Origin of the sequence: Lysobacter enzymogenes (assembly GCF_017355525.1) — a bacterium.
GTDB lineage: Bacteria > Pseudomonadota > Gammaproteobacteria > Xanthomonadales > Xanthomonadaceae > Lysobacter > Lysobacter enzymogenes_C.
On record NZ_CP067395.1, the window covers coordinates 4,317,081 to 4,339,154 of the forward strand.

The window sequence follows — 22,074 nt, forward strand, 5'->3', positions numbered from 1 at the left end:
GCCTCGTTAGACTGGTGACCCTTCCGATGGGAGCAAGACGCGCATGCGGCACGCCAGGGTCTGGTTGCGACCGAGTGTACTCCTCGCCTGGGCGGTCGCCAGCCCGGCCGGAGCGGGTCTGAACGAATACGGCATAGAAGGCATGGGTGTGGTGTCCACCGCGCACAGCGAAGTGCGCGCGAGCGTGAGTCCCGACGGACGGCGCATCGTCTGGGGCAGCGACCGTCCCGGCGGCGCCGGCGGGCGCGACCTGTGGCAGGCCACATTGGTCGACGGCCGCTGGCAGAACCCGCAGCCGTTGCCGCTCAACACCGCCGCCACCGACTTCGATCCGCACTTCAGCGCCGACGGCCGCTGGCTGTTGTTCTTCTCCGACCGTCCCGGCGGCCACGGCAAGGACGATCTTTATCGCGCTGCGGTGCTGGCCGACGGCGGTTTCGGCCCGGCCGAGAATCTCGGCGCGGGCGTCAACAGCGCCGGCCGCGAATGGGCGCCGACCTTGAGCCGCGACGGCCGCCACCTGCTGTTCGCCAGCGACGGCCGCGGCGGCGCCGGCGGCCAGGACCTGTGGATCGCGCGCTGGAACGGCCAGGCCTTCGTCGACCCGCGTCCGGTGCCCGGCGTGAACACCGCCGCCGACGAATTCGACGCCGCCTGGCTCGGCGACGGCCGCGCGATCGTGTTCACCCGTTCGCAGAGCGTCGACGGCGACAAGCCGTTCCGCCTGTACATCGCGCAATGCGACGGCCAGCGCTATGGCGACGCGGTTCCTCTGAAATTGTCGTTCAACACCGAGGAGAACTTCACCTTCGGGCCGTCGCTGGACTGGAACAAGCCGGGCGAGTTGTTGCTCAACGGCACGGCGAAGTCGCCGAAGGCGGGGCGGCAGGACATCTATCGGATGGCGGCGCCGGCGGTTACGGGCAAAGACGGGTGTGTGGATGAAATAATCGCCAAAGGACGAGGTTAGCTTCGAGTGACTTCTGACGCCTAGGAAAGGTGCCCCGAAGATGCCTGGACTAGTCTTCGGTCGATAAATCGGACGATCATCGTTAGTGGAGGCGTGATGGCATGGAATGATCTGATTGGATTTCTTCGAGCTATTCCGGACGTTGTTTGGTCTGGGATTTTTGCGGCGACACTCGCATTTACTGGGGTGATGTTGTCGAACCGAAGCAATACGTCGCGACTCATTCGCCAGCTTAAACACGATGCAGGAGAGAAGGCCAAAGATCGAAATGCTGTGCTACGAAGGGAGGTGTATCTTCGTGCCGCAGAAGAGTTTGTCCGAGCTAACAGTCGATTGGGCGCACTCACGCAAATCGATCCGGTCAAGCAGAACTTGGCTGATGGATTTCAGGAATTGTTCGTTGTTGGCGCCAAGGTTCAAATGGTCTCTCGGGCATCTACATCTAAGCTGGTCGGCGAACTTCTTGTAGCCTATGGCGAGACTTTGCTGGATCTTGCGAGGGATCTCCAGCCCGTGCACGATGTCCAGATAGATATAGCCATCGCCAATCAAGCCCACGATGAGGCTGCCGAGGAAACAAAGAGGGTGCTTGCTGCGTTGACTAGTTTTAATGAGTCGGCTAGTGCGAATGAGGCTGTGTTCAAGGCGCTCAGCCGCTCATTCGATTACAACGAGGGGAATAGAAGGACTCTATCTGAGCAAAGATTGAAGCTCTTAGATCTCCGTAGTGATCTAGTAGCCGATTTCGCGCGCAAAGTTATGCTCGCGATGAAGAGGGTTTCGAGCGTTCAACTTCCTGTCATGGTTGCAATTCGCCAGGAGCTCGATCTTGACGGTGACATCAGTGATTTTGAGGCTCAAGCTTTTGAGAATCAAAAAAGAATGGAAGTCGCGCTAGATGCATCTTTGAGGTGGATGGAAGCTGAGCGAGATCGCTCGTAGAGGCGGCCCTTCTACGAGACTGATGCCGCGTTGGTCTTTGCTCAGTATTCGTCAGATCTCTATGAGAACTGAGAGGTTCTCATCATGTGCATCTACATGATGCGAGGCCCGCTTTAGCGCGCCTCGCGCATCCATCTTGCCGCATCCAACGCGAAGTAAGTCAGCACCCCATCCGCGCCGGCGCGCTTGATCGAGGTCAGCGCTTCCATGACGCAGCCGCGCTCGTCGAGCCAACCGTTGCCGATCGCCGCGCGCAGCATCGCGTACTCGCCGCTGACCTGATACACGAACGTCGGCGCGCCGAATTCGTCCTTGGCCCGGCGCACGATGTCCAGGTACGGCATGCCCGGCTTGACCATGATCATGTCGGCGCCTTCGTCGAGGTCGAGCGCGATCTCGCGCATCGCTTCGTCGCTGTTGGCCGGGTCCATTTGGTAGGTGTACTTGTTGCCCTTGCCGAGCGCGCCGGCCGAGCCGACCGCGTCGCGGAACGGCCCGTAGAAGCTCGACGCGTACTTGGCGCTGTAGGCGAGGATGCGGGTGTGGATGTGGCCTTCGCTTTCCAGCGCGGCGCGGATCTGACCGATGCGGCCGTCCATCATGTCGCTCGGCGCGACCACATCGCTTCCGGCGGCGGCGTGCGACAGCGCCTGCTTGACCAGCGCCTCGACGGTTTCGTCGTTCATGACGTAGCCGCTGTCGTCGATCAGGCCGTCCTGGCCGTGGGTGGTGTACGGATCCAGCGCGACGTCGGTGATGACGCCGAGTTCCGGGAAGCGCTGCTTGAGCGCGCGCACCGCGCGCTGGCACAGGCCGTCGTCCTGCCAGGCGGCTTCGGCGGTCAGCGACTTGGCGTCGGGCGCGGTGACCGGGAACAGGGCCAGCGCCGGCACCCGCAGTTCGCTGGCCTGTTCGGCCACGCGCAGCAGTTCGTCGATCGACAGGCGCTCGATGCCGGGCATCGAGCCGACCGGGGCGCGGCCGTCGAGTTCGTGGACGAAGACCGGGTAGATCAGGTCGTCGGCGGTGAGGACGGTCTCGCGCATCAACCGGCGCGAGAATTCGTCGCGGCGCATCCGCCGCGGGCGGGTGTAGGGGTAGCTCATGGTGGCCTAGTCTACTCCCGTGCGGGGCGGGGGCCTGCGGCCGCGGGTCGCGGCGCGGCGGGACGGCGCGTTGCGGATTCGGCACGAAGCCCCTGTAGGAGCGGCGCGAGCCGCGACCGCGGGGCTTCGATCTTGCGGCGCAGGCCGATTTTCGCGGTCGCGGCTTGCGCCGCTCCTACAGGGGGCTTCGAATCAATCCGAGTAGACGCGGTAGCGCAGCGGCCGCACGTGGACGAGGCTCCCAGGCGCCGGCGTCACCGCATCCGGCGTCGCCACCAGATCCAGTTCCAGCGGCCGCGTCTGCCCTTCGACGTTGAGTTCCAGGGTGATCCGCTCGGCCAGCCGGTGCGCCGACAGCACCTGCGCCGGCAGGCCTTCGCCCGCGCCGACCAGGGCGATGTCGTGCGGGCGCACGTACAGGCGTGCGCGGCTGCGGCTGTGCACGTCGACCGGCAGGCGCAGGCCGTGGCCGTCGATCGACAGTTCGCCGCCCTCGGTCTGGCCGTCGATGACGTTGGCGCGGCCGATGAAGTCGAACACGTAGGCCGAGGCCGGCGCGCTGTAGATCTCGTCGGGCGTGCCGATCTGTTCGATCCGGCCGTCCTTGAGCACGACCACGCGGTCGGCCAGCTCCAGCGCTTCTTCCTGGTCGTGGGTCACGAACAAAGTGGTCTGCCCGGTCTGGTCGTGCAGGCGGCGCAGCCAGCGCCGCAGCTCGACGCGGACCTTGGCGTCGAGCGCGCCGAAGGGTTCGTCGAGCAGCAGCACGGTCGGGTCGATCGCCAGTGCGCGCGCCAAGGCGACGCGCTGCTTCTGGCCGCCGGAGAGTTGTTCGGGATAGCGCGCACCCAGTTCGGGCAGTTGGATCAGCCCGAGCAGTTCCTGCACGCGCTTGGCGATCGCCGCCTTGTCGGGGCGCCGCGAGCGCGGCCGGCTGCGCAGACCGAAGGCGATGTTCTCGGCCACGGTCATGTGCTTGAACAAGGCGTAGTGCTGGAACACGAAGCCGACGTTGCGCTCGCGCAGGCTCAGGCGGGTGGCGTCGGTCTGGCCGAACAGCAGCTGGCCCGAGTCCGGCGGCAACAGGCCGGCGATGACCCGCAGCAAGGTGGTCTTGCCCGAGCCCGACGGGCCCAGCAGCGCGACCAGTTCGCCCGAGGCGACGTCCAGGTCGACCGCGTTGAGCGCGGCCACGTTCGCGTAACGCTTGGCGATGGCTTTGAGATGCAGGTCCATATCGTCTTCGCTCGTCAATGCCGCCGGTGCGATTGCGCCAGCGCATCGCCGTGCCGCGTTTCCAGCCACAGTTTCACCACCAAGGTCACCAGCGCCAGCCCCGCCAGCAGCGACGCCGCCGCGAACGCCGCCGCGGCTTCGCCGCCGAGTTGCTTGTACAGCACTTCCACGTGCAGCGAGAGCGTGTTGGTCTTGCCCATGACGTTGCCCGAGACCACGGTGACCGCGCCGAACTCGCCCATCGCCCGCGCGCTGCACAACAGCACGCCGTACAGCAGGCCCCATTTGATGTTCGGCAGGGTCACCTTGAAGAACATGGTCCAGGCGTTGGCGCCGAGCGAGCGCGCGGCCAGTTCCTCGTCGCTGCCTTGCTGTTCCATCAGCGGAATCAGCTCGCGCACCACGAACGGGAAGGTCACGAACAAGGTCGCCAGCACGATGCCCGGGGTCGCGAACAGGATCTTGAGGTCGTAGGCGTTGAGCACGTCGCGCAGGAAGCCGTGGGTCGGGCTGAACAACAGCACCAGACACAGGCCGGCGACCACCGGCGACACCGCGAACGGCAGGTCGATCAGCGACAGCAGCGCGCGCTTGCCGCGGAATTCGAAGCGGGTCAGCGCCCAGGCCGCGAACACGCCGCAGATCGCGTTGACCGGCACCACGATCGCCGCGGTCAGCAAGGTCAGCTTGAGCGCGTCGACGGTGTGTTCCTCGCTGACCGCGCCCCACCAGACTTTCAGGCCGCTGCCGAACGCCGCGCCGAGCAGGGCGAACAGCGGCAGCACCACCACCAGCAGCATGACCGCCGCGGCCAGGCCGATCAGCAGCCAGCGCACCCAGGCCGGTTCCTGCAGGTGGTCGCGCTCAGCCATCGCGGCGGTTCCCGTGCGCGAACAGGGTCGAGGCGGCGTTGATCGCCAACAGGCAGGCGAACGACATCAGCAGCAGCAAGGTCGCCAGCACGATTGCCGCGGGCACGCCGCCGTCTTCTTCCAGGCGGATGGTGATCAGCATCGGCGCGATCTCGGTCTTCCACGGCAGGTTGCCGGAGATGAAGATCACCGAGCCGAACTCGCCGAGCGCGCGCGCGAACGCCAGCGCGAAGCCGGTCAGCAGCGCCGGCAGCAGTTCCGGCAGGATCACTCGCCGCAGCGTGGTCAGGCGCGAGGCGCCGAGCGAGACCGCGGCTTCTTCCTGCTCGCGCCCGAGCGCTTCGAGCACCGGTTGCACGGTGCGCACCGCGAACGGCAGGCCGACGAAGATCAGGGCGATGACGATGCCGGTGAAGTTGTTGACGAGCTGGATGCCGAACGGTTGCAGCAACTGCCCGACCCAGCCGTTGGCGTCGTAGATCGCCGCCAGGGTGATGCCGGCGACCGCGGTCGGCAGCGCGAACGGCAGGTCGACCAGCGCGTCCATCAGGCGCCGGCCGGGGAAGCGGTAGCGCACCAGCACCCAGGCGATCAGCGCGCCGAACAGCAAGGCGGCGATCGCCGCGACCAGGGACGCGCCGAAGCTGACCTTGAGCGAGGCGATCACGCGCGAATCGGAAATCGCGCGCGCCCAGCCGGCCCAGCCCAGGCCGCCGGAACGCAGGATCAGCGCCGCCAGCGGCAGCAGCACGATCAGGCCGAGCCAGGTCAGGCCGATGCCGAGGCCCAGCCCGAAACCGGGCAGGGGACGGCGCCAGCGACCGGAGGCCGGCAATGGGAGGGCTTGCTCGCTCATGTGGCGGTGGGCGGCAGAAGTTGTGAGGACGCAGGGGTGCGACGCTATCGCGGTTTCCCGAACGCGTGGAAATGCGCGTTGGTTGTATCGAGGTGCGCGATGGCGATATGGGGTTCGAGTCGGGGGTGGCGCGGAAGTTCCGTACGGTGAATGGGCGGGCGATGCTGGCGTACCGGCCGTACGTATGCGAGGGCCTTCGGGCCCGACGTTTTCGGCTCCGATCAATGCGACCTGGAACAAACGCCTCGGGCCCGAAGGCCTTCCCGCAACAGCGCAGCCGAGCCTGGAGCAACGGCGAGCCGCGGCCGCGCCGGCTCTCGCACGCCGGCGCGGCCGCGGTCTCAGGCGGAACTCACTTGGGCTGGTAGATCTTGTCGAAGAACCCGCCGTCGGAGAAATGCGCGGCCTGCGCCTTCTTCCAGCCGCCGAAGGCGCCGTCGATGGTGACCTGCTTGACCGCCGGGAACTTGCTCAGCTCCGCCGCCGGCACCTTGTCCGGTTCGGCCGGACGGTAGCCGTGCTTGGCCGCCAAGCGCTGGCCTTCGGGGGTGTAGAGGAAGCGCAGGTAGGCTTCGGCCTGCTTGCGGGTGCCGTGCTTGTCGACGTTCTTGTCGACCCAGGCCACCGGCGGCTCGGCCTTGATGCTCAGGCTCGGCACTACGATCTCGAACTGGCCGCGGGTGTTGGACTGGTGCAGGGTCAGCAGCGCTTCGTTCTCCCAGGCGATCAGCACGTCGCCGATCTTGCGGTCGACGAAGGTGGTGGTGGAGCCGCGCGCGCCGGTGTCGAGCACGGGCACGTTCTTGAACAAGGCCGAGAGATAGTCGACGACCTTGTCGCCGTCGCGGAACTTGGTCGAGGCCCAGGCCCACGCCGCCAGATAGTTCCAGCGCGCGCCGCCGGAGGTCTTGGGGTTGGGGGTGATGACCGCGACGCCGGGCTTGATCAGGTCGTCCCAGTCCTTGATCCCCTTCGGGTTGCCCTTGCGCACCAGGAACACGATGGTCGAGGTGTACGGCGAGCTCTGGTGCGGCAGGCGCTTCTGCCAGTCGGCCGGCAGTTGCTTGGCGTTGGCGACGGTGTCGATGTCGCCGGCCAGCGCCAGCGTCACCACATCGGCTTCCAGGCCGTCGACGACCGCGCGCGCCTGCTTGCCGGAGCCGCCGTGCGAGGTGCGGATGTTGAGGGTCTCGCCGGTCTGCTGTTTCCACTGCGCGGCGAACACCTGGTTGACCTCGGCGTAGAACTCGCGGGTGGGGTCGTAGGAGACGTTGAGCAGTTCAGCGTCCTTGGCCGCGGCGGTGCCGGCGGCCAGCGCCACGCTGAGCAGAATCCATCGGTAGGCGGTTTTCATCGGTCGATCCTCTGCGAAGTGGCGTAAACGGATAAGTACGGACAAAGGCGGATCAGAATGCGAGCTGGGCGCGGGTGAAGAAGGCTTTTTCGTCTTCGCGGTCGCGCCCGGCCGCGGCGCCGCCGTCGAATTGGGTCTGGGTGTAGTTGGCGACCAGCTTGAGGTTGGAGGTGAGGTACCAGTTCAGGCCCAGCCCCCACGACCGCGCCGCGGCGGCGACGGCGTTGGGATCGGCGAAGCGCGGGAACGCGGCGTCGTCGATTTCCAGACGGCCGTAACGCGCGACCAGCTCGAACGCGCCCCAGCCTGCACTACCGACGGTAAAAGCTTGGTTAGGCCGGGTCACGCCGCGGTAGCCGGCGTCTTCGCCGGTGAGCACCAGACCGGCGGTGACTTGCCAGGCGCGGTGGTCGAGCTCCTCGCGCGCCGCGCCGACGCGGACCTCCTGGCTGGAACTGACGTACTCGCCGAGCAGGCCGAATGCGTTGCGGTAGTAGTACAGCTGCGGCGACCAGCGCTTGCTCGCGCCGTCGGCGAGCACGGTGCTGCGGTAGTTGAAGAACTGCGACTGGCCCGGGGTGCGGTAGCGCGGCAGGAAGTTGTTGCCGCTGCCGCGGCGGTCGCCGGCGCTGGCGCCGAGGCCGAAGCCCAGGCCCTGCAACGCGCCGCCGGCGTTCTTCCACGGTTCCAGGAAGATCCGCCCGGCGTATTCGAATTCGTTGTCGGGATTGGTCGTGGGGCTGTCGCGGCCGTCGACCGCGCCGTTGAACACGCCGACCGCGTACGACACGGTGGAACCGGCGAACTCGCCCTGCAGCTGCAGGCCGAGGTCGCGGTTGGGCGTGAGCTCGGACGCCAGGCCCAGTTCGATCAGGCCGGTGGAACCGCTGGATTGCAGGCGCTCCAGCCCGACCGGGCTCTTGAACTTGCCGATCCGCAAGGTCGCGCGCGGATCGAACTTGAGGTCGAGGTAGGCGTCGTTGATGGTGGCGCTGTCGCCGGCGAACTCCGGCATGACCCGGAACCCGACCAGCGAGCCCCAGCTGCCTTCGATGCTCGGCTGGATGCGGCGCCACAGGAAGCTGTCGTTCTGCGGCACCTGTTCGTCGCCGATGAAGAAACGCCCGTCGGCCTGGACCAGCGCCTTGAGCTTGATCTCGACATCGCCCGGCGGCGGCGACTTGATCGACAGGCCCTTGCTCGCGCTCAGCGACACCACCGGCGTGCTCGCGGCCTTGGCCGCATTGTCCTCGGCCTGCAGTTCCAGCTTGCGTTCGATGATGCGCAGGCGCTGGTCGAGATCGGCGAGGTTGCCGTCGCCCTGCGCGTCGGCGGGTGCGGCAGTGCCGAGGCGCTGCTCGATGGCTTTGAGGCGCTGCGCGAGTTGTTCAACGGTGAGTTCGGCCGCGTGTACGGGCAGGCCCGCGGCGCAGGCGAGCGCGGCCCACAGCGGCGCAGTGGACAAGCGTAGGTAAGGCCGGCGGACCCGGGTCGGCATGGATTGCTCCTTTCATCGGAAGACGGTGGAAGGGCCCGGTGGCGCGGACCACGGAACTGGCAGAAAAAACAACAACGACAAAACAAATAGAAACCGCAGTCGCCCCCAGACAACCCGACAGCGCCCCAACAACGACACCCCATCGAGCACCTGCGCCCGCAACCCAGGCAAGAAACACCTGCGTCCGAACAGCGAAGCAACATCGAAATGAATTCCGGCTTTCGCCGTAGCGACGGCGCCGATGGAGCCGCCTCGTTCGCGGTCGCTTGGCTGTGTCGGTGGCGACGCTCCGCCGCGACGCACACGCCGCGTCAGCGATACCGCACCGGCCCACCGCCCGCCGACGCCCCCGCGCCCGGCTTCAACAGCGACGAATCCTCATCCCCACGACTCCCCCGCCACCGTCACCTCCACCCGCTCGCTGCGAACGATCTCGACGATGCGCGCCCCTTGCACCACCACCTCGATCCGCCCCGCGCCGAGCCCGCGCAAGGTCTGCAACAGCACGAACTCGCTGTCGCTGAGGTTGACGATGTTGATGTCCGGTTCCGGCGCGCGCTGCGCTGGGTAACGCACGGTCGTCACTTGCGCCGCCGCGCGTTTGCCGGCGCCGGACGCGGCGGATTTGCGCGCCCGGCTCACAGCGAATCTCCGAAGCCGCCCGCCAGGAACGTCGCATCGAGCAGCGCCGGGTCGATCGCCGCCGCGCCGAAATCCGGCATCAGCGCCAACTCGCGCAGGCTGCGCCGGTCGAGCACGTTGGACAGCGCGTCGCGCGCTTCGCGCATCAGCGCGCGCAGGCTGCACGCGTCGGGGTCGGCGCAGTCGGCGCAGGGCTGATAGGCGCTGACGCTGGCGCAGCGCACCGGCGCCAGCGGGCCGTCGATGGCGCGGATCAGGTCGCCGACCATGATCTGGTCGGCCGGCCGCGCCAGGGTGTGGCCGCCCTTCTGCCCGCGCCGGCTGTTGATGAAGCCGGCTTCGCGCAGGTCGACCAGGATCGATTCGAGGAATTTGCTCGGCGCGCCGCTGTGCTCGGCGATGGCCCGCGCCTGCAGCCGGCCGTGACGCGTCGCCGGCGCGGTCCGCCCGCTCTCGGCGCGCGCCAGCGCGCACATCGCGCGCAGGGCGTACTTGGCCTTCATCGTCAGCATTTCCCATTCACCATGTAGGAAATGTGGCGCGGGGGCCGGCGCAGGGGAAAAGGTATTGGCTTATCTGGGTATGACGGCGGGGAATGTGGGTTGTGGAGCGGGGGAGGGGTGAAGCGGGGAAGGTAGAGCGGGGTTGGGGACCTGGGGGGGCGCGGTGGGCGGGAGGGGCGTCGCAGCCGGGGCTGAGCCGGTAGGATGCGGCGATGCGACTCTCGACTCCTTTGCCGCCGCTGGCCCGCACCTGCCTGACGGTGCTCGCTTTGCTCGCCGCCGTCTGCTGGCTGGCGCCCTGGCTCAGCGCCTACGGGCCGGCGCTGCCGGATTGGGAAGCCTTGTCGGCCGCGCCGGGGACGGCCGGGCACTGGTTCGGCACCGACGCCATCGGCCGCGACGTGTTCGCGCGCACCCTGGCCGGCGGACGCTTGTCGCTGGGGATCGGCCTGCTCGCCAGCGTGGTCGCGCTGGCGATCGGGCTCAGCTACGGCGCGGTCGCCGGGCTCGCCGGCGGTCGGGTCGAACGCTGGATGCTGCGCGTGCTCGACGTGTTCTCGGCGCTGCCGTTCCTGTTGGTGGTGATCCTGCTGCTGACCTTGTTCGAGCGCTCGCTGTGGCTGTTGCTGGCGGCGATCGGCGGCTATGTCTGGATCGACCTGGCCCGGGTCATGCGCGCGGAGGCCGCGCGCCTGCGCGAGGCGCCGTTCGTGCTCGCCGCGCAGGCCGCCGGCGCCAGTTTCGGCCAGCGCCTGCGCTGGCACGTGCTGCCGAATCTGTTGCCGCTGGCCTTGGTCTATCTGGGCCTGATCCTGCCGCAAGCGATCCTGGTCGAGAGCTTCCTCGGCTTTCTCGGCCTGTCGATCGACGAGCCCTCGTCGAGTTGGGGCGGGTTGCTCGCCGAGGGCGTGCAGGAACTCGACAGCGCGCCGTGGACCTTGTTGTTCCCGGCCGGGTTCCTGGTCGCGACGCTGGCGGCGTTCCAGTTCCTCGGCGACGGTTTGCGCGACTGGCTCGACGTGCGCGGCCAGGCGCAGGCGCGCGGCGCCGACGACGCGCGTCCGGCCGAGGCCGCCGCGGCATGAGCGCGCTGTTGGAATTGCACGGGTTGCAGGTCGAAGCGGCCGAGCGCGGACGCGCGCCGCGCGCGCTGCTGGGGCCGCTGGATCTGGAACTGCAGGCTGGCCAATGCCTCGGCGTGGTCGGCGAGAGCGGCAGCGGCAAGAGTCTGACCGCGTTGTCGCTGCTGGGGTTGTTGCCGGCGCCGCTGCGCGCGCGCGGCGGGCTGCGCGTGGACGGCGTCGAGCTGGCGCTGGATTCGCCGCAGCACGCGCGCTTGCGCGGCCGCACCCTGGCGTGGGTGCCGCAGGATCCGCTCGCTTCGTTGCATCCTCTGCGCCGGGTCGGCGCGCAACTGGTCGAAACCCTGCGCGCGGTGCTCGGCCTGGGCGGCGACGAGGCGCGGCAGCGGGCGCGCAGCTTGCTCGAGCGCGTGCAGTTGCCCGAGCCGGCGGCGGCGCTGACGCGCTATCCGCACGAATTCTCCGGCGGCCAGCGCCAGCGCATCGCCATCGCATTGGCCTTGGCCACGCAGCCGCGCGCATTGATCGCCGACGAACCGACCTCAGCGCTGGACGCGCGCATCGCCCGCGACATTCTCGATCTGCTCGACCGCCTGCGCCGCGAGGACGGACTGGCGCTGTTGCTGATCAGCCACGATTTGCCGCTGGTCGGCGCCTACGCGCAACGATTGCTGGTGTTGCAGCGCGGCGCGGTGGTCGAACGCGGCGACACCGCGCAGGTGTTCGCCGCGCCCGCGCAGGCGTACACGCGCGAGCTGATCGCGGCCGACCGGATCGCGCCGCTGGCGGCGCCGGCGGATGCCGGCGCGCCGGTGCTGGTGCGCGGCGAAGGCTTGCGCATGCGGTATCCGCGCGCCTCTCGCGCGGCCTTGGACGGAGTCGATATCGAACTGCGGCGCGGCGAAGGCCTGGCCCTGGTCGGCGAAAGCGGCAGCGGCAAGAGCACGCTCGGGCGCGCGTTGCTGCGTTTGTTGCGCGGCGCGCAGGGGCGGGTCTGGTTCGACGGCGTGGATCTGGCCTCGCTCGACGCCGCCGCGCTGCGCACGCTGCGCGCGCGTACCGGCGTGGTGTTCCAGGATCCTTACGCGTCGCTAGATCCGCGCTTGCGCGTGGCCGACATCGTCGCCGAGCCGCTGCGCATCCACGGGCTCGGCGACGCGGCGGCGCGACGCGAACGCGCGGCCGAGCTGATGCGTGCGGTCGGGTTGCCCGAGCCGGCGATGCTCGATCGTTATCCGCATCAGTTCTCCGGCGGGCAACGCCAACGCATCGCGATCGCCCGCGCCTTGGCGACGCGGCCGCAGCTGTTGGTGTGCGACGAAGCGGTGTCGGCGCTGGATGCGCACCATCGCGCTGCGGTGCTGCAACTGCTGGTGCGGCTCAAGCGCGAACACGGTCTGGCGTTGTTGTTCGTGACCCACGACCTGTCGGCCGCCGCGGCGGTGGCGGAGCGGATCGCGGTGCTCGAGGCCGGACGCATCGTCGAAAGCGGAACGACGGCGCAGGTGCTCGGCGCGCCGGCGCATGCGCATACGCGCGCGTTGCTGGCGGCGCGGGCGGCGTTGTAGCGGAGCCTTGTTTCGCGATGCGTTGCGGGCGTCGCGTCGGTGGGTTCGCGGTCGCGGCTTGTGACCGAAGGAAATCCCGTGGGACGCCGCTCCTACAACAGGAGCGGCGCCATTGCGCTTAAATCAGGCCGCCGCCGAGGCTCAGGCGGGCGATGCCGACGACGATGACGATGGCGTTGAGGATCAGGCCGGCCTTGGCGCGGCCGTTCTTGCCGGCGCCGCTGAACAGCACGCCGATGGCGGCGATGATCGCGCCGACCGCGGCGAACGGGATCAGGAACCAGTTGCCCCATCCCAACAGCGGAATCAGCGCCAGGATCATCCACAGCAGCGCCACTACGCCCCAGATCAGGCTGATCACTCCCATCGTCGTCGCGCTCCACATGCCGGCCGGATCGGCCCGCTAGCAAAATCGGTGCTGCAGTGCGCCGCTTCAAGTGCCGTTCGTCGCGGTGCGGGGGCGGCCGTTCAAGCGGGGCCGCGCGATGGCGTCGCCACAGCCGCTTTGCGGTTGGCGGAAAGTACGCATTTCGACGGCGCTTCGGCGTCGGCTTCGGGCGCGGGGGAATCGCGCGGCGTCGAGCCTCGACGGCTTCGGTCTTCGTCGCTGCGGCGATCTGAGCGATGCGGTGCGGGTGAGCAGAATGTTCGGATCAACCCCGTAGATTCTCCCTGCTGCATTGCAGCAGCGTTACCGAAATCATGCTGGATCTGGTTAATTTGGTGAAGTAAATCGCACCTGCTTGGCTGTATAAAAGTGCATCAAATCGCTTTATGGTTAGTCGGGCCGGTGCCGGGGAGGGCGCGGTCTAACGCAGCGTCAGAACGCATGCCTTGACGGTTCCGTATCGGTTCTTGTCAGCCTTAGGGGAAAAAGGAATGAATCGCAGCACTTTATTGGCGCTGGCCATCGCCGGCGTCATCGCTATGAACGTGGTCGCGTCCGGACAGGCGCACGCAGGCAGCGCCTGCGACCTCAACGACGGCATCGCCGGTAACGAAAACGCCGGCGGCAGCACCGCCAACGGCGCCGACGCGGTCGCGTGCGGCAACAACAACAGCGCCGATGGCGCGGGGGCGGTCGCGGTCGGCAGCAACAACGCGGCGGCCGGCGAGAACAGCCACGCATCCGGCAGCGGAAACTTCGCTACCGGCGCGCGCTCGTCGGCGGTCGGCAGCGACAATCTCGGGCTCGGCGACGACAGCACGTCGATCGGCTCGGGCAATCAGACGGTCGGCGCCAATTCCACCGCGGTCGGCGCGCTCAACATCGCCGGCTCGGAAGACAGCAGCGCCATAGGCGCAAGAAATTACGCGCAGGGCGTCGGATCGAACGCGGTGGGCCGCGACAACCGGGCCGGCGGCGCGCGCGCCAACGCAGTCGGCGGCGGCAACTTCGCCGACGGCGACGACGCCACCGCCATCGGCAACGGCAACACCGCCAGCGGCGCGCGCAGCTTAGTCGCCGGCTTCAACAGCCAGGCCAGCGCCGACGATGCGGTCGCGCTCGGCAACAACTCGGTCGCCGATCGCGCCAACACGATTTCGGTCGGCGCGTCCGGGGCCGAGCGCCAGATCGTCAACGTCGCCGCGGCGACCCAGGACACCGACGCGATCAACCTGGCGCAGCTCAATCGCGCCGTGGGCGTGTTCGGCGGCGGCGCCAGCTTCGCCGGCGGCGTGTTCACCGCGCCGACGTACACGATCCAGGGCAACCCGTTCAACGATGTCGGCTCGGCGTTCGGCGCAGTCGACGGCCGCTTGACCGATCTGTACGGCCGCATCGCCGCGATCCCGGCCGGTCCGCAAGGCCCGCAGGGTCCGCAAGGGCCGCAGGGCCCGCAGGGGCCGCAAGGCCCGGGCGGTGGCGGCGGCTCGGCGCTGTCGGCCAACTACGACGACGCGTCCAAGAGCACGATGACCCTGGAAGGCGCCAACGGCACCCGCGTGGCCAACGTCGCCAACGGCACGGCTCCGACGGATGCGGTCAACGTGCGCCAGATGCAGGCCGGCAACGCGAGTTCGGTGCAGCAGGCCAACGCCTACACCGACCAGCGCATCAACGGCCTGAACCTGGACTTCGGCAATTTCCGCGCCGAGGTCAACGACCGCTTCGAAGACCTCGACCGGCGCATCCGCCGCAACGGCGCGATGTCGGCGGCGATGTCGCAGATGTCGGCCAACAGCGCCTACGCCAAGCCCGGCCGCGGCCGCCTCGCGGTCGGCGCGGGCTTCCAGGACGGCGAAAGCGGCCTGGCGATCGGCTACGGCCGCCGCATCAACGAGAACGTGTCGGTCAGCATCGGCGCCGCGTTCTCCGGTTCGGAGAGCTCGGGCGGGGTCGGGTTCGGCGTGGATCTTTGAGCTGGAGCGGGGTTAGGGATTAGGGGTTGGGGAACCGGGGAAGCGAAGGGACCGCGTTTGCGCGGGCCCTTCTTTATTCTCACGGGAACAGAACAAGCAACAGGCAACAGCAACGCAAAAGGCCCGCAAACGCGGGCCTTCTTGCTTCTGCGCGGTGCTGTCGCAGAACCGGCGCCGGCCCCACCGCCCGTGCGCCCTCAGTTCCCTAACCCCCAATCCCGCTCCACCTCACCCATGCACTCCGTCTATCTCCACCAGCAACTCATGCCGGCACACCGCCGCATGCAGCAACACCCGCGGCACGCGCTCGCCGTAGCGGCGGTCGAGTTCGGCGGCGATGAGCGGCAGGTCGGGCAGGTCGCGCACATAGACCTTCAGGCGCGAATCCGCGCCGAACGCCGGCGCCAGGCCGGGGCGCTGCTGGCGCGCGGCGCCGATCAGGCTGTCGAAGTTGGCCAGGGTTTCTTCGAGTTGCGCCAGCACCGAATCGGCATGCCGCGATTCGTGGCCGACCACCGCCGCGGTGCCCGACAGCAGCAGCGGCATGCGCGCCGACGATGGCGGCAGCATCGCGCGGGCGAAGCTCGGCGATTGCGGGCCGTAGCGGCGCGGATAGCGGTAGGCGCTGACTTGGCGCGGATTCTCCAGCGGCGCGCCCGGCGTGCGCGAGGCCAACCAATAGACCTGCAGCCGGCGCGCGCCGTCGACGCGGCCGATCGCGGTCGCGGCCGGCAGCCGCGCGATCGGGAACTCGCCCAGGCCAGCGGCGCGGCCGACGCAGAACACGCGGTAGCGCTCCTCGTCGCCGTGGCCGAGGGTGATGCCGTCGAGGTAGTTCCAGATCCGCAGCAGGTGCGGATAGCCGCGCTGCGCGGTGAACGCGATCAGCTTGCGGTACAGGTATTCGGCGGCGCGGCCGATTTCGCCGTTGGCCGCCTCGCCGGGCAGCGGTTCGGGTTCGTCGAGTTCGATCACGCCGAATTGCAGGGCGCCGTCTTCCGACCAGGCCAGATCGCCGTCGCGGCCGGCGACCACCGGGCCGACGCCGCGCCAGCGTTCCAGCCGGCGCGGGCCGAACGGCTCCAGCGGCACGCGCAGGTAGCGCGGGTCGTCGTGCCGCGGCGCGCCCTGGCCGAAACCGAACACCGCCAGGGTGTCGTCCGCGGCCAGCGCTTGCGCCGGGTCGGCGTCGAGGTAGTCGACCTCCAGGCGCGGGCCGCCGACCATCGCGGGCGCGGCGCTCATCGCCGGCCCCGCGCGCGGCGGGTCGGAGCGGCGGGGGACATCGGGGGCGCTGCGAAGGCGGGCGGCTCGTCGGAGCCGGCCGCGGCGAAGGCCGGGGCGGCCGTCGCGGACACGGAAACGGAAGGCTTCATGCGCAAATGATAGCTCGCGACAGGCGCAGACTGCGCAGCCGTATGGTCGCAGGCCAAGCGCCGCAAGGTCCGCCGTTTTGCATCCAATTGTTTGATTTTTATGAATTTTGCCGCGCCGGTGCGGAGCCCGCCCCGGCCTCGCCCCGCGCCGGCGGTTGCGCGCTGTGGCGCGATGAAGGATCGTGGCGCCCCTTGCTACGCCTGTCACGGAACACACGATGTCTGAACAAAGCCCTGCCGAACGCGAGCTGGCGCAGCTGCTGGTCGAGAGCCTGAACCTGGAAGACGTGGCGCCGGAGCAGATCGATCCGGACGCGGCGCTGTTCAACGACGGCCTCGGCCTGGATTCGATCGACGCGCTGGAACTGGCGCTGGCGATCACCAAGCGCTACGGCTTCCAGCTGCGTTCGGACAACGACGAGAACCGCCGCATCTTCGCCTCGCTGCGCGCGCTGTCCAGCCACATCGAACAGCATCGCGCCGCCTGATCTTTCTCCGCGTCCGCGCCGGCGCGCGCCGGTGCGGACGCCGCCGGACTTTCGACCCGCCGTGAACGAATTCGCGTCCAGCGCCAGCGTTCCGGCGCGCGTCCTGCTCGCCGTCGCCTACCCGCTGCTCGCGCACTGGGCCAGCCACGACGGCGGCGGCGTGCCGGCGGCGCTGGCCCTAGCCGACCTGCTCGCCTTCATCGTCGTCGACGGCTTGCTGGCGCTGCGCCCGGCGCCGTGGGCGATCTTCGCCGCGGCGCTGGCCGCGCTCGCTGCGCTGGTGCGCACGCCTTACCCGCAGATGCTGCTGCTGACCCCGCCGATGCTGTTCAACGGCTGGCTGGCGTGGTGGTTCGCGCGCAGCCTGCGCGCGCCGCGCGAGGGCCTGATCACCCGCATCGTCGCGGCCCTGTACGGCTGCGCGCCGCGCGAGCTGGCGCCGCCGCTGTACCGCTACACCCGCAGCCTGACCGCGCTGTGGGCGGCGGTGCTCGGGATGCTGACCCTGGTCAACGCCGCACTGGCGCTGATCGCGGTGCCCGACGGCTTGCTGGCGCGATTGGGCCAGCAGCCGTCGCCTTCGATCACCCAGGCGCAATGGTCCTGGTTCGCCAACATCGTCAATTACGGCGTGCTCGCGGCGATGTTCGCCGGCGAGTACCTGGTGCGCCGGCGCCGCTTCCACGACCGGCCGGAAACCGGCTTCTTCGATTTCCTGCGGCGCATGGCCCTGCTCGGGCCGCGTTTCTGGAAGGAATTGTTCTCGCCCTGAGCGGCGCGGACGCGCGGGTTTTCGCCGCCGGCGCGTCCGCAGCGCCCGCGCCGGCGCCGCCGCGGCAGCGTGAAAACGCTTGCAGCGCAGCCGTTCCGCCGCCTTTCATGCGCGCCTGTTCTATTCTTCGACCTCGTCTCCGTTTCGCTCTCGCCGCGCACCGTCCCATGAACTTCGTCGTCCCCGCCGATCATCCCTGCCTGCCGGGCCATTTCCCCGGCCGGCCGCTGGTGCCCGGCGTGGTGCTGCTGGAACGGGTGCTGGACGCGCTGCAGGCGCAGCACGGCGAACTGGCCGGGCTGCGGCTGCCGCAGGCGAAGTTCCTGCAGCCGCTGCTGCCGGGCGAAACCGCGCAGATCGAACTCGACGAAGCGGGGCCGTCGCGTTGGCGCTTCCGCGTGCGCCGCGGCGACGACCTGCTCGCCAGCGGCGAGATCGTCGCCGACGGCGCCGGCCGCGAGGATCCGCGCGCGTGAGCGACGGCCACTGGAAAGACCGCCCTGAAGGCGCCGGGCCGCGCGCCTACCGGGTCATCTTCTTCATCGCCAACTACGGCGGCCGCGCGCTGGCGCGGCTGGCGCTGTACCCGATCGTCGCGTTCTACCTGCTCGCGCGCGGGCCCGAGCGGCGCGCCTCGCGCGCCTACCTGGCGCGCGCGCTCGGCCGCGAGCCGCGGCTGATCGACGTGGCCCGCCACCTGCACACCTTCGCCGCGACCATCCTCGACCGGGTGTTCATGCTCAGCCGCGGCATGGACCGCTTCGACGTGCGCATCCGCGGCCTGGAATCGCTGGAACGCTTGCTCGACCGCGGCCAGGGCCTGCTGCTGTTCGGCTCGCACCTGGGCAGCTTCGAAGCGCTGCGGGTGCTGGCGCGGCGGCGGCCGCAGCTGCAGGTCAAGGTCGTGCTCGACCGCGGCCACAACGCCGCGCTGATGCGCATGCTCGACGCACTCGACCCGCGCATCGCCGCCAACGTCATCGACGCCGGCCAGGACGGCACCAGCATCGTCCTGCAGATCAAGCAGGCCGCCGAGGAAGGCGCGGTCGTGGCGATGCTGGTCGACCGCGCCGGCCCCGGCGAGGCGTCGACGCCGGCGACGTTCTTCGGCGCCGCCGCCGCGTTCCCGACCGCGCCGTGGCTGATCGCCGCCGCGCTGAAACTGCCGGTGGCGCTGGCCTTCGGCCTGTACCAGGGCGGCGCGCGCTACGAGCTGGTGTTCGAACCGTTCGCCGACGCGCTCGAGATCGAACGGCGCGAACGTCCGGCGCGGCTGGCCGCGCTGGTCCAGCGCTACGCCGAGCGCCTGCAGCACCACGCGCGCAGCGCGCCGTACAACTGGTTCAACTTCTACGATTTCTGGCAGGCCGATGATGCTTCCTATGTTCCGTCCGACGACGCTGGCGCTGCTGCTGGCGGCGACGTGGCCGCTCGCCGCGCCGGCTGAGCAGGCCGCCGCACCCGCTGCCGCCGACGCCGGCGCGCAGCCGGCCGACCCGGCCTGGATCCTGCCGCGCCTGGCCCAGCCGCTGCCGGCGCGCACCGACTTCGTCGAAGTGCGCGGCTCGGCCTTGCTCAAGGCGCCGCTGCGCGTGTCCGGCGAGTACCGCCGGCCCGACGCCGACACCCTGGTGCGCGAGGTGCGCGAGCCGTACGCGGAAACCACCACCATCCGCACCGGCGCCAAGCCGGGCCAGGGCGAGGTCAGCATCGTCCGCGCCGGCAAGCCGCCGCGGCGCTTCTCGCTGTCGCGCGCGCCGGAACTGGTGGCCTTGCAGGCCAGTTTCGGCGCCCTGCTCGGCGGCGACCGCGCCGAACTCGAGCGCCACTACACCCTGGCCGCGCAAGGCACGCGCCGGCAGTGGAGCATCGCGATGACGCCTAAGGACGCGCAGGTCGCCGCGCGCGTGCGCGAGATCGTGCTGCTCGGCCGCGACGAGGAACTGCGCTGCATCGAAACCCGGCCGGCGCGCGGCAGCGAGCAGCAACGCACCCTGCTCGCCAGCGCCGCGCGCGCCGCCGCCGGCGTCGCCGACGCCAGCCAGCTGGCCGCGCTGTGCCGCAGCCACGGCCCGGCGCGCTGATGACGCCGGCCCGCCGTCTGGCGTTCGCGCTGTTGTGGCTCGGCGTCCTCGCCGTCGCCGGCTGGGCGATCGGCGCGCACCTGCAACTCAGCGGCGACCTGCGCCGCTTCATGCCCAACGCGCGCACGCCGGCGCAGAAGCTGCTGATCGACGAACTCGGCGAAGGCCCGGGTTCGCGCCTGTTGTTGCTGGCGATCGAAGGCGACGCGCCGGCGACGCTGGCCGCGCAGTCGCAGGCGCTGCGCGCGGCGCTGGCGCCGCAGCCGGCGTTCAAGCTGGTCGCCAACGGCGCCGGCCTCGGCCTGGAAGCGGTGCCCGAGCGGCTGCGCCCGTACCGCTACCTGCTGTCGCCGACGCTCGACGAACAGCATCTGGACGCCGATTACCTGAGCGATCAGCTGCAAAGCCGGGTGCAGGATCTCGGCTCGCCCGCGGGCGAACTGATCGAGCCGCTGCTGCCGAGCGACCCGACCCTAGAAATGCTGCGCCTGGCCGAAGCCTGGCAGCCCGGGCTGACGCCGCAGACGCTCGACGGGGTGTGGTTCGACCGCGCCGGCAAGCAGGCGCTGCTGGCGGTGGAAACCCGCAGCGCCGGGTTCGACCCGACCGGCCAGGAGCGCGCCATCGCCGCGATCCGCGCCGCGTTCGCGCAGGCGCGCGGCGCCAGCCCGGCGCGGCTCACCGTCAGCGGGCCGGGCGCGTTCTCGCTGGAGATCGGCGGCCGCACCCAGCGCGAAGCGAGCCTGATCGGCACCATCGACAGCCTGCTGTTCGTCGCCCTGCTGTGGATCGCCTACCGCAGCTGGAAAGCGCCGCTGATCGGCGGCCTGCCGCTGGCGACCGCGGGCCTGGCCGGCCTCGGCGCGGTCGCGGGCCTGTTCGAGGGCGTGCACGGCATCACCGTCGCGTTCGGCTTCACCCTGATCGGCGTGGTCCAGGACTATCCGATCCATCTCTACAGCCACCAGCGCCCGGGGCTGTCGCCGTGGGCCAGCGCGCGCAGCCTGTGGCCGACGCTGGGCACCGGCGTGGCCTCGACCTGCATCGCGTACCTGACCTTCTTCGTCTCCGGCGTCGACGGCCTGCAACAGCTGGCGGTGTTCACCATCGTCGGCCTCGCCACCGCGGCGCTGACCACCCGCTTCGTGCTGCCGGCGCTGATCGATCCGGCGCCGCGCGACGTGGCCGAGTCGAAGCGTCTGGCGCGGGTGTGGACCGCGCTGGCGCGCTGGCCGCGGCTCGGCGTGGCCAGCGTGTCGCTGCTGGCCGCGCTGGCCCTGGCGGTGGTGTTGTTCGTGCCGGGGCCGTTCTGGCAGAACGATCTGGCCAAGCTCACGCCGGTGCCGGAAGACGCCCTGGCCCGCGACGCGCAACTGCGCGACGAACTCGGCGCGCCCGACGTGCGCTACGTGGCCGCGATCGAGGCGGGCGACGCCGAAGCCGCGCTGCAAGCCTCCGAAGGCTTGCTCAAAGAACTGCCGGCGCTGCGCCAGAGCGGCGCGATCGCCGGCTACGACCTCGCCGCGCGCTACCTGCCGAGCGCGCGCACCCAGCTCGAACGCCAGCGGCGTCTGCCCGAAGCCTCGACGCTGCGCGCGGCGCTCGCGCAGGCGGTCGCGGCGACGCCGTTCCGCGAAGACGCCTTCGCCGACTTCCTGCGCGACGTCGAGGCCGCGCGCCATGCGCCGCCGCTGCGCCCGCGCGATCTGGCCGGCACCGCGCTGGCGAGCAGCATCGAAGGCCTGCTGCGCGAACGCCCGGGCCGCGCGACCGCGCTGGTGGCGTTGTCGGGATTGCACGATCCGGCAGCGGTCGCGGCGGCGGTGCGCCGGCACGGCGGGCAGTTGCTCGACTTGAAGCAGGCGTCGGAGTCGTTGGTCGCCGAGTACCGCGGCCGCGTGCTGATGGCGCTGGCGCTGGCCGGCGTGCTGCTGGCCGCGGCGGTGTGGGTGGCGCTGCGTTCGCCGCGGCGGGTGCTGCGGGTGCTGGCGCCGATGGCGCTGAGTACCTTGCTGATCCTGGCCGCGCTGCGCGGCTTCGGCATCGAGCTCAACCTGTTCCACTTGGTCTCGCTGATCCTCGCCGCCGGGCTGGGCCTGGACTACGCGCTGTTCTTCGACCACGCCGGCGACGACCGCGCCGAACAGCTGCGCACCCTGCACGCGGTCATCGTCTGTAGCCTGACCACGTTCATGGTGTTCGCATTGCTGGCCTTGTCCTCGATTCCGGTGCTGCGCGCGATCGGCGCCACCGTCGCGCTCGGCGTGGTGTTCAATTTCGTGCTGGCGCTGTTGATCGTGCGCGAGCCGGCGGCGATGCAAGTCGCAGAAGGAGCGGGCGCCGATGCGCAAGCTTGAGGAC

Annotated in this window: 21 protein-coding genes and 1 pseudogene; 12 read left to right on the plus strand and 10 right to left on the minus strand. The window is 69.7% G+C overall.

Annotation, left to right across the window (positions count from 1 at the left end):
- The first annotated feature begins 43 nt into the window (after positions 1-43).
- Together JHW38_RS18215 and JHW38_RS18220 are read left to right on the plus strand one after the other, a co-directional pair.
- The gene (locus JHW38_RS18215) at positions 44-970 is read left to right on the plus strand and encodes a TolB family protein (RefSeq protein WP_207522732.1); all 927 of its coding nucleotides are present in this window, start codon (positions 44-46) and stop codon (positions 968-970) included.
- 96 nt (positions 971-1,066) lie between these two features.
- Positions 1,067-1,912: a hypothetical protein gene (locus JHW38_RS18220; protein WP_207522733.1), complete on the plus strand. Its 846-nt coding sequence runs from the start codon at positions 1,067-1,069 to the stop codon at positions 1,910-1,912.
- Between the two features lie 113 nt (positions 1,913-2,025).
- On the opposite strand, the gene hemB is transcribed toward JHW38_RS18220, so the two are convergent.
- The 4 genes from hemB to cysT form a co-directional block, all read right to left on the minus strand.
- Positions 2,026-3,018 (minus strand): porphobilinogen synthase, encoded by a 993-nt coding sequence (gene hemB, locus JHW38_RS18225; protein WP_207522734.1) that lies wholly within the window; start codon positions 3,016-3,018, stop codon positions 2,026-2,028.
- 192 nt (positions 3,019-3,210) lie between these two features.
- Positions 3,211-4,254, minus strand: coding sequence for a sulfate/molybdate ABC transporter ATP-binding protein (locus tag JHW38_RS18230; protein WP_207522735.1), 1,044 nt, complete (start codon positions 4,252-4,254; stop codon positions 3,211-3,213).
- Between the two features lie 14 nt (positions 4,255-4,268).
- Entirely contained in the window at positions 4,269-5,126 is an 858-nt protein-coding gene (gene cysW / locus JHW38_RS18235) for a sulfate ABC transporter permease subunit CysW (RefSeq protein ID WP_207522736.1), read from the minus strand.
- Positions 5,119-5,982, minus strand: a complete 864-nt coding sequence (gene cysT, locus JHW38_RS18240; RefSeq protein ID WP_207522737.1) for a sulfate ABC transporter permease subunit CysT — start codon at positions 5,980-5,982, stop codon at positions 5,119-5,121. Before cysT ends, cysW begins: the two co-directional genes overlap by 8 nt.
- A 184-nt stretch (positions 5,983-6,166) precedes the next feature.
- On the opposite strand from cysT, the pseudogene JHW38_RS26040 reads away from it, so the two are divergent.
- Positions 6,167-6,250, plus strand: a pseudogene (locus JHW38_RS26040) (DUF6053 domain-containing protein); the annotation flags it as partial.
- Between the two features lie 84 nt (positions 6,251-6,334).
- Here JHW38_RS26040 and JHW38_RS18245 read toward each other — a convergent pair.
- The 4 genes from JHW38_RS18245 to JHW38_RS18260 all read right to left on the minus strand — a co-directional run bounded on the left by JHW38_RS18245 (position 6,335) and on the right by JHW38_RS18260 (position 9,988).
- The gene (locus JHW38_RS18245) at positions 6,335-7,336 is read right to left on the minus strand and encodes a sulfate ABC transporter substrate-binding protein (protein WP_207522738.1); all 1,002 of its coding nucleotides are present in this window, start codon (positions 7,334-7,336) and stop codon (positions 6,335-6,337) included.
- 52 nt (positions 7,337-7,388) lie between these two features.
- Complete coding sequence (locus JHW38_RS18250) at positions 7,389-8,834, minus strand: OprO/OprP family phosphate-selective porin (RefSeq protein ID WP_207522739.1); 1,446 nt, start codon at positions 8,832-8,834, stop codon at positions 7,389-7,391.
- 378 nt (positions 8,835-9,212) lie between these two features.
- Positions 9,213-9,476: a hypothetical protein gene (locus tag JHW38_RS18255; protein WP_207522740.1), complete on the minus strand. Its 264-nt coding sequence runs from the start codon at positions 9,474-9,476 to the stop codon at positions 9,213-9,215.
- Positions 9,473-9,988, minus strand: coding sequence for an RrF2 family transcriptional regulator (locus tag JHW38_RS18260; protein ID WP_207522741.1), 516 nt, complete (start codon positions 9,986-9,988; stop codon positions 9,473-9,475). Before JHW38_RS18260 ends, JHW38_RS18255 begins: the two co-directional genes overlap by 4 nt.
- Before the next feature lie 203 nt (positions 9,989-10,191).
- Between JHW38_RS18260 and JHW38_RS18265 the strand changes: the two genes are divergently transcribed.
- Entirely contained in the window at positions 10,192-11,064 is an 873-nt protein-coding gene (locus JHW38_RS18265) for an ABC transporter permease (RefSeq protein WP_207522742.1), read from the plus strand.
- On the plus strand, positions 11,061-12,629 hold the full coding sequence (locus tag JHW38_RS18270; RefSeq protein ID WP_207522743.1) for a dipeptide ABC transporter ATP-binding protein: 1,569 nt from the start codon (positions 11,061-11,063) through the stop codon (positions 12,627-12,629). The genes JHW38_RS18265 and JHW38_RS18270 overlap by 4 nt, the downstream gene beginning before the upstream one ends.
- A 118-nt stretch (positions 12,630-12,747) precedes the next feature.
- On the opposite strand, the gene JHW38_RS18275 is transcribed toward JHW38_RS18270, so the two are convergent.
- Entirely contained in the window at positions 12,748-12,996 is a 249-nt protein-coding gene (locus tag JHW38_RS18275) for a hypothetical protein (protein ID WP_207522744.1), read from the minus strand.
- Between the two features lie 512 nt (positions 12,997-13,508).
- On the opposite strand from JHW38_RS18275, the gene JHW38_RS18280 reads away from it, so the two are divergent.
- Entirely contained in the window at positions 13,509-14,993 is a 1,485-nt protein-coding gene (locus tag JHW38_RS18280; RefSeq protein ID WP_207522745.1) for a YadA-like family protein, read from the plus strand.
- 228 nt (positions 14,994-15,221) lie between these two features.
- Here the strand turns inward: JHW38_RS18280 and JHW38_RS18285 are convergent, their stop codons facing one another.
- Positions 15,222-16,238, minus strand: coding sequence for a pteridine-dependent deoxygenase (locus JHW38_RS18285; RefSeq protein WP_207522746.1), 1,017 nt, complete (start codon positions 16,236-16,238; stop codon positions 15,222-15,224).
- A 349-nt stretch (positions 16,239-16,587) separates the two neighbouring features.
- Here JHW38_RS18285 and JHW38_RS18290 point away from each other — a divergent pair, with 349 nt between their 5' ends.
- From JHW38_RS18290 to JHW38_RS18315, 6 genes are all read left to right on the plus strand, one after another.
- The gene (locus JHW38_RS18290) at positions 16,588-16,857 is read left to right on the plus strand and encodes a phosphopantetheine-binding protein (RefSeq protein ID WP_057949458.1); all 270 of its coding nucleotides are present in this window, start codon (positions 16,588-16,590) and stop codon (positions 16,855-16,857) included.
- A 61-nt stretch (positions 16,858-16,918) separates the two neighbouring features.
- Entirely contained in the window at positions 16,919-17,629 is a 711-nt protein-coding gene (locus JHW38_RS18295; protein ID WP_207522747.1) for a ketosynthase, read from the plus strand.
- A gap of 167 nt (positions 17,630-17,796) precedes the next feature.
- Positions 17,797-18,105 (plus strand): beta-hydroxyacyl-ACP dehydratase, encoded by a 309-nt coding sequence (locus tag JHW38_RS18300; RefSeq protein WP_207522748.1) that lies wholly within the window; start codon positions 17,797-17,799, stop codon positions 18,103-18,105.
- On the plus strand, positions 18,102-19,076 hold the full coding sequence (locus JHW38_RS18305) for an acyltransferase (RefSeq protein WP_207522749.1): 975 nt from the start codon (positions 18,102-18,104) through the stop codon (positions 19,074-19,076). Before JHW38_RS18300 ends, JHW38_RS18305 begins: the two co-directional genes overlap by 4 nt.
- A complete protein-coding gene (locus JHW38_RS18310) occupies positions 19,003-19,713 on the plus strand; it encodes a LolA-related protein (protein ID WP_278249823.1) in 711 nt (236 codons plus the stop codon). The genes JHW38_RS18305 and JHW38_RS18310 overlap by 74 nt, the downstream gene beginning before the upstream one ends.
- A complete protein-coding gene (locus tag JHW38_RS18315) occupies positions 19,713-22,070 on the plus strand; it encodes an MMPL family transporter (RefSeq protein WP_207522750.1) in 2,358 nt (785 codons plus the stop codon). Before JHW38_RS18310 ends, JHW38_RS18315 begins: the two co-directional genes overlap by 1 nt.
- The last annotated feature ends 4 nt before the right edge of the window (positions 22,071-22,074 follow it).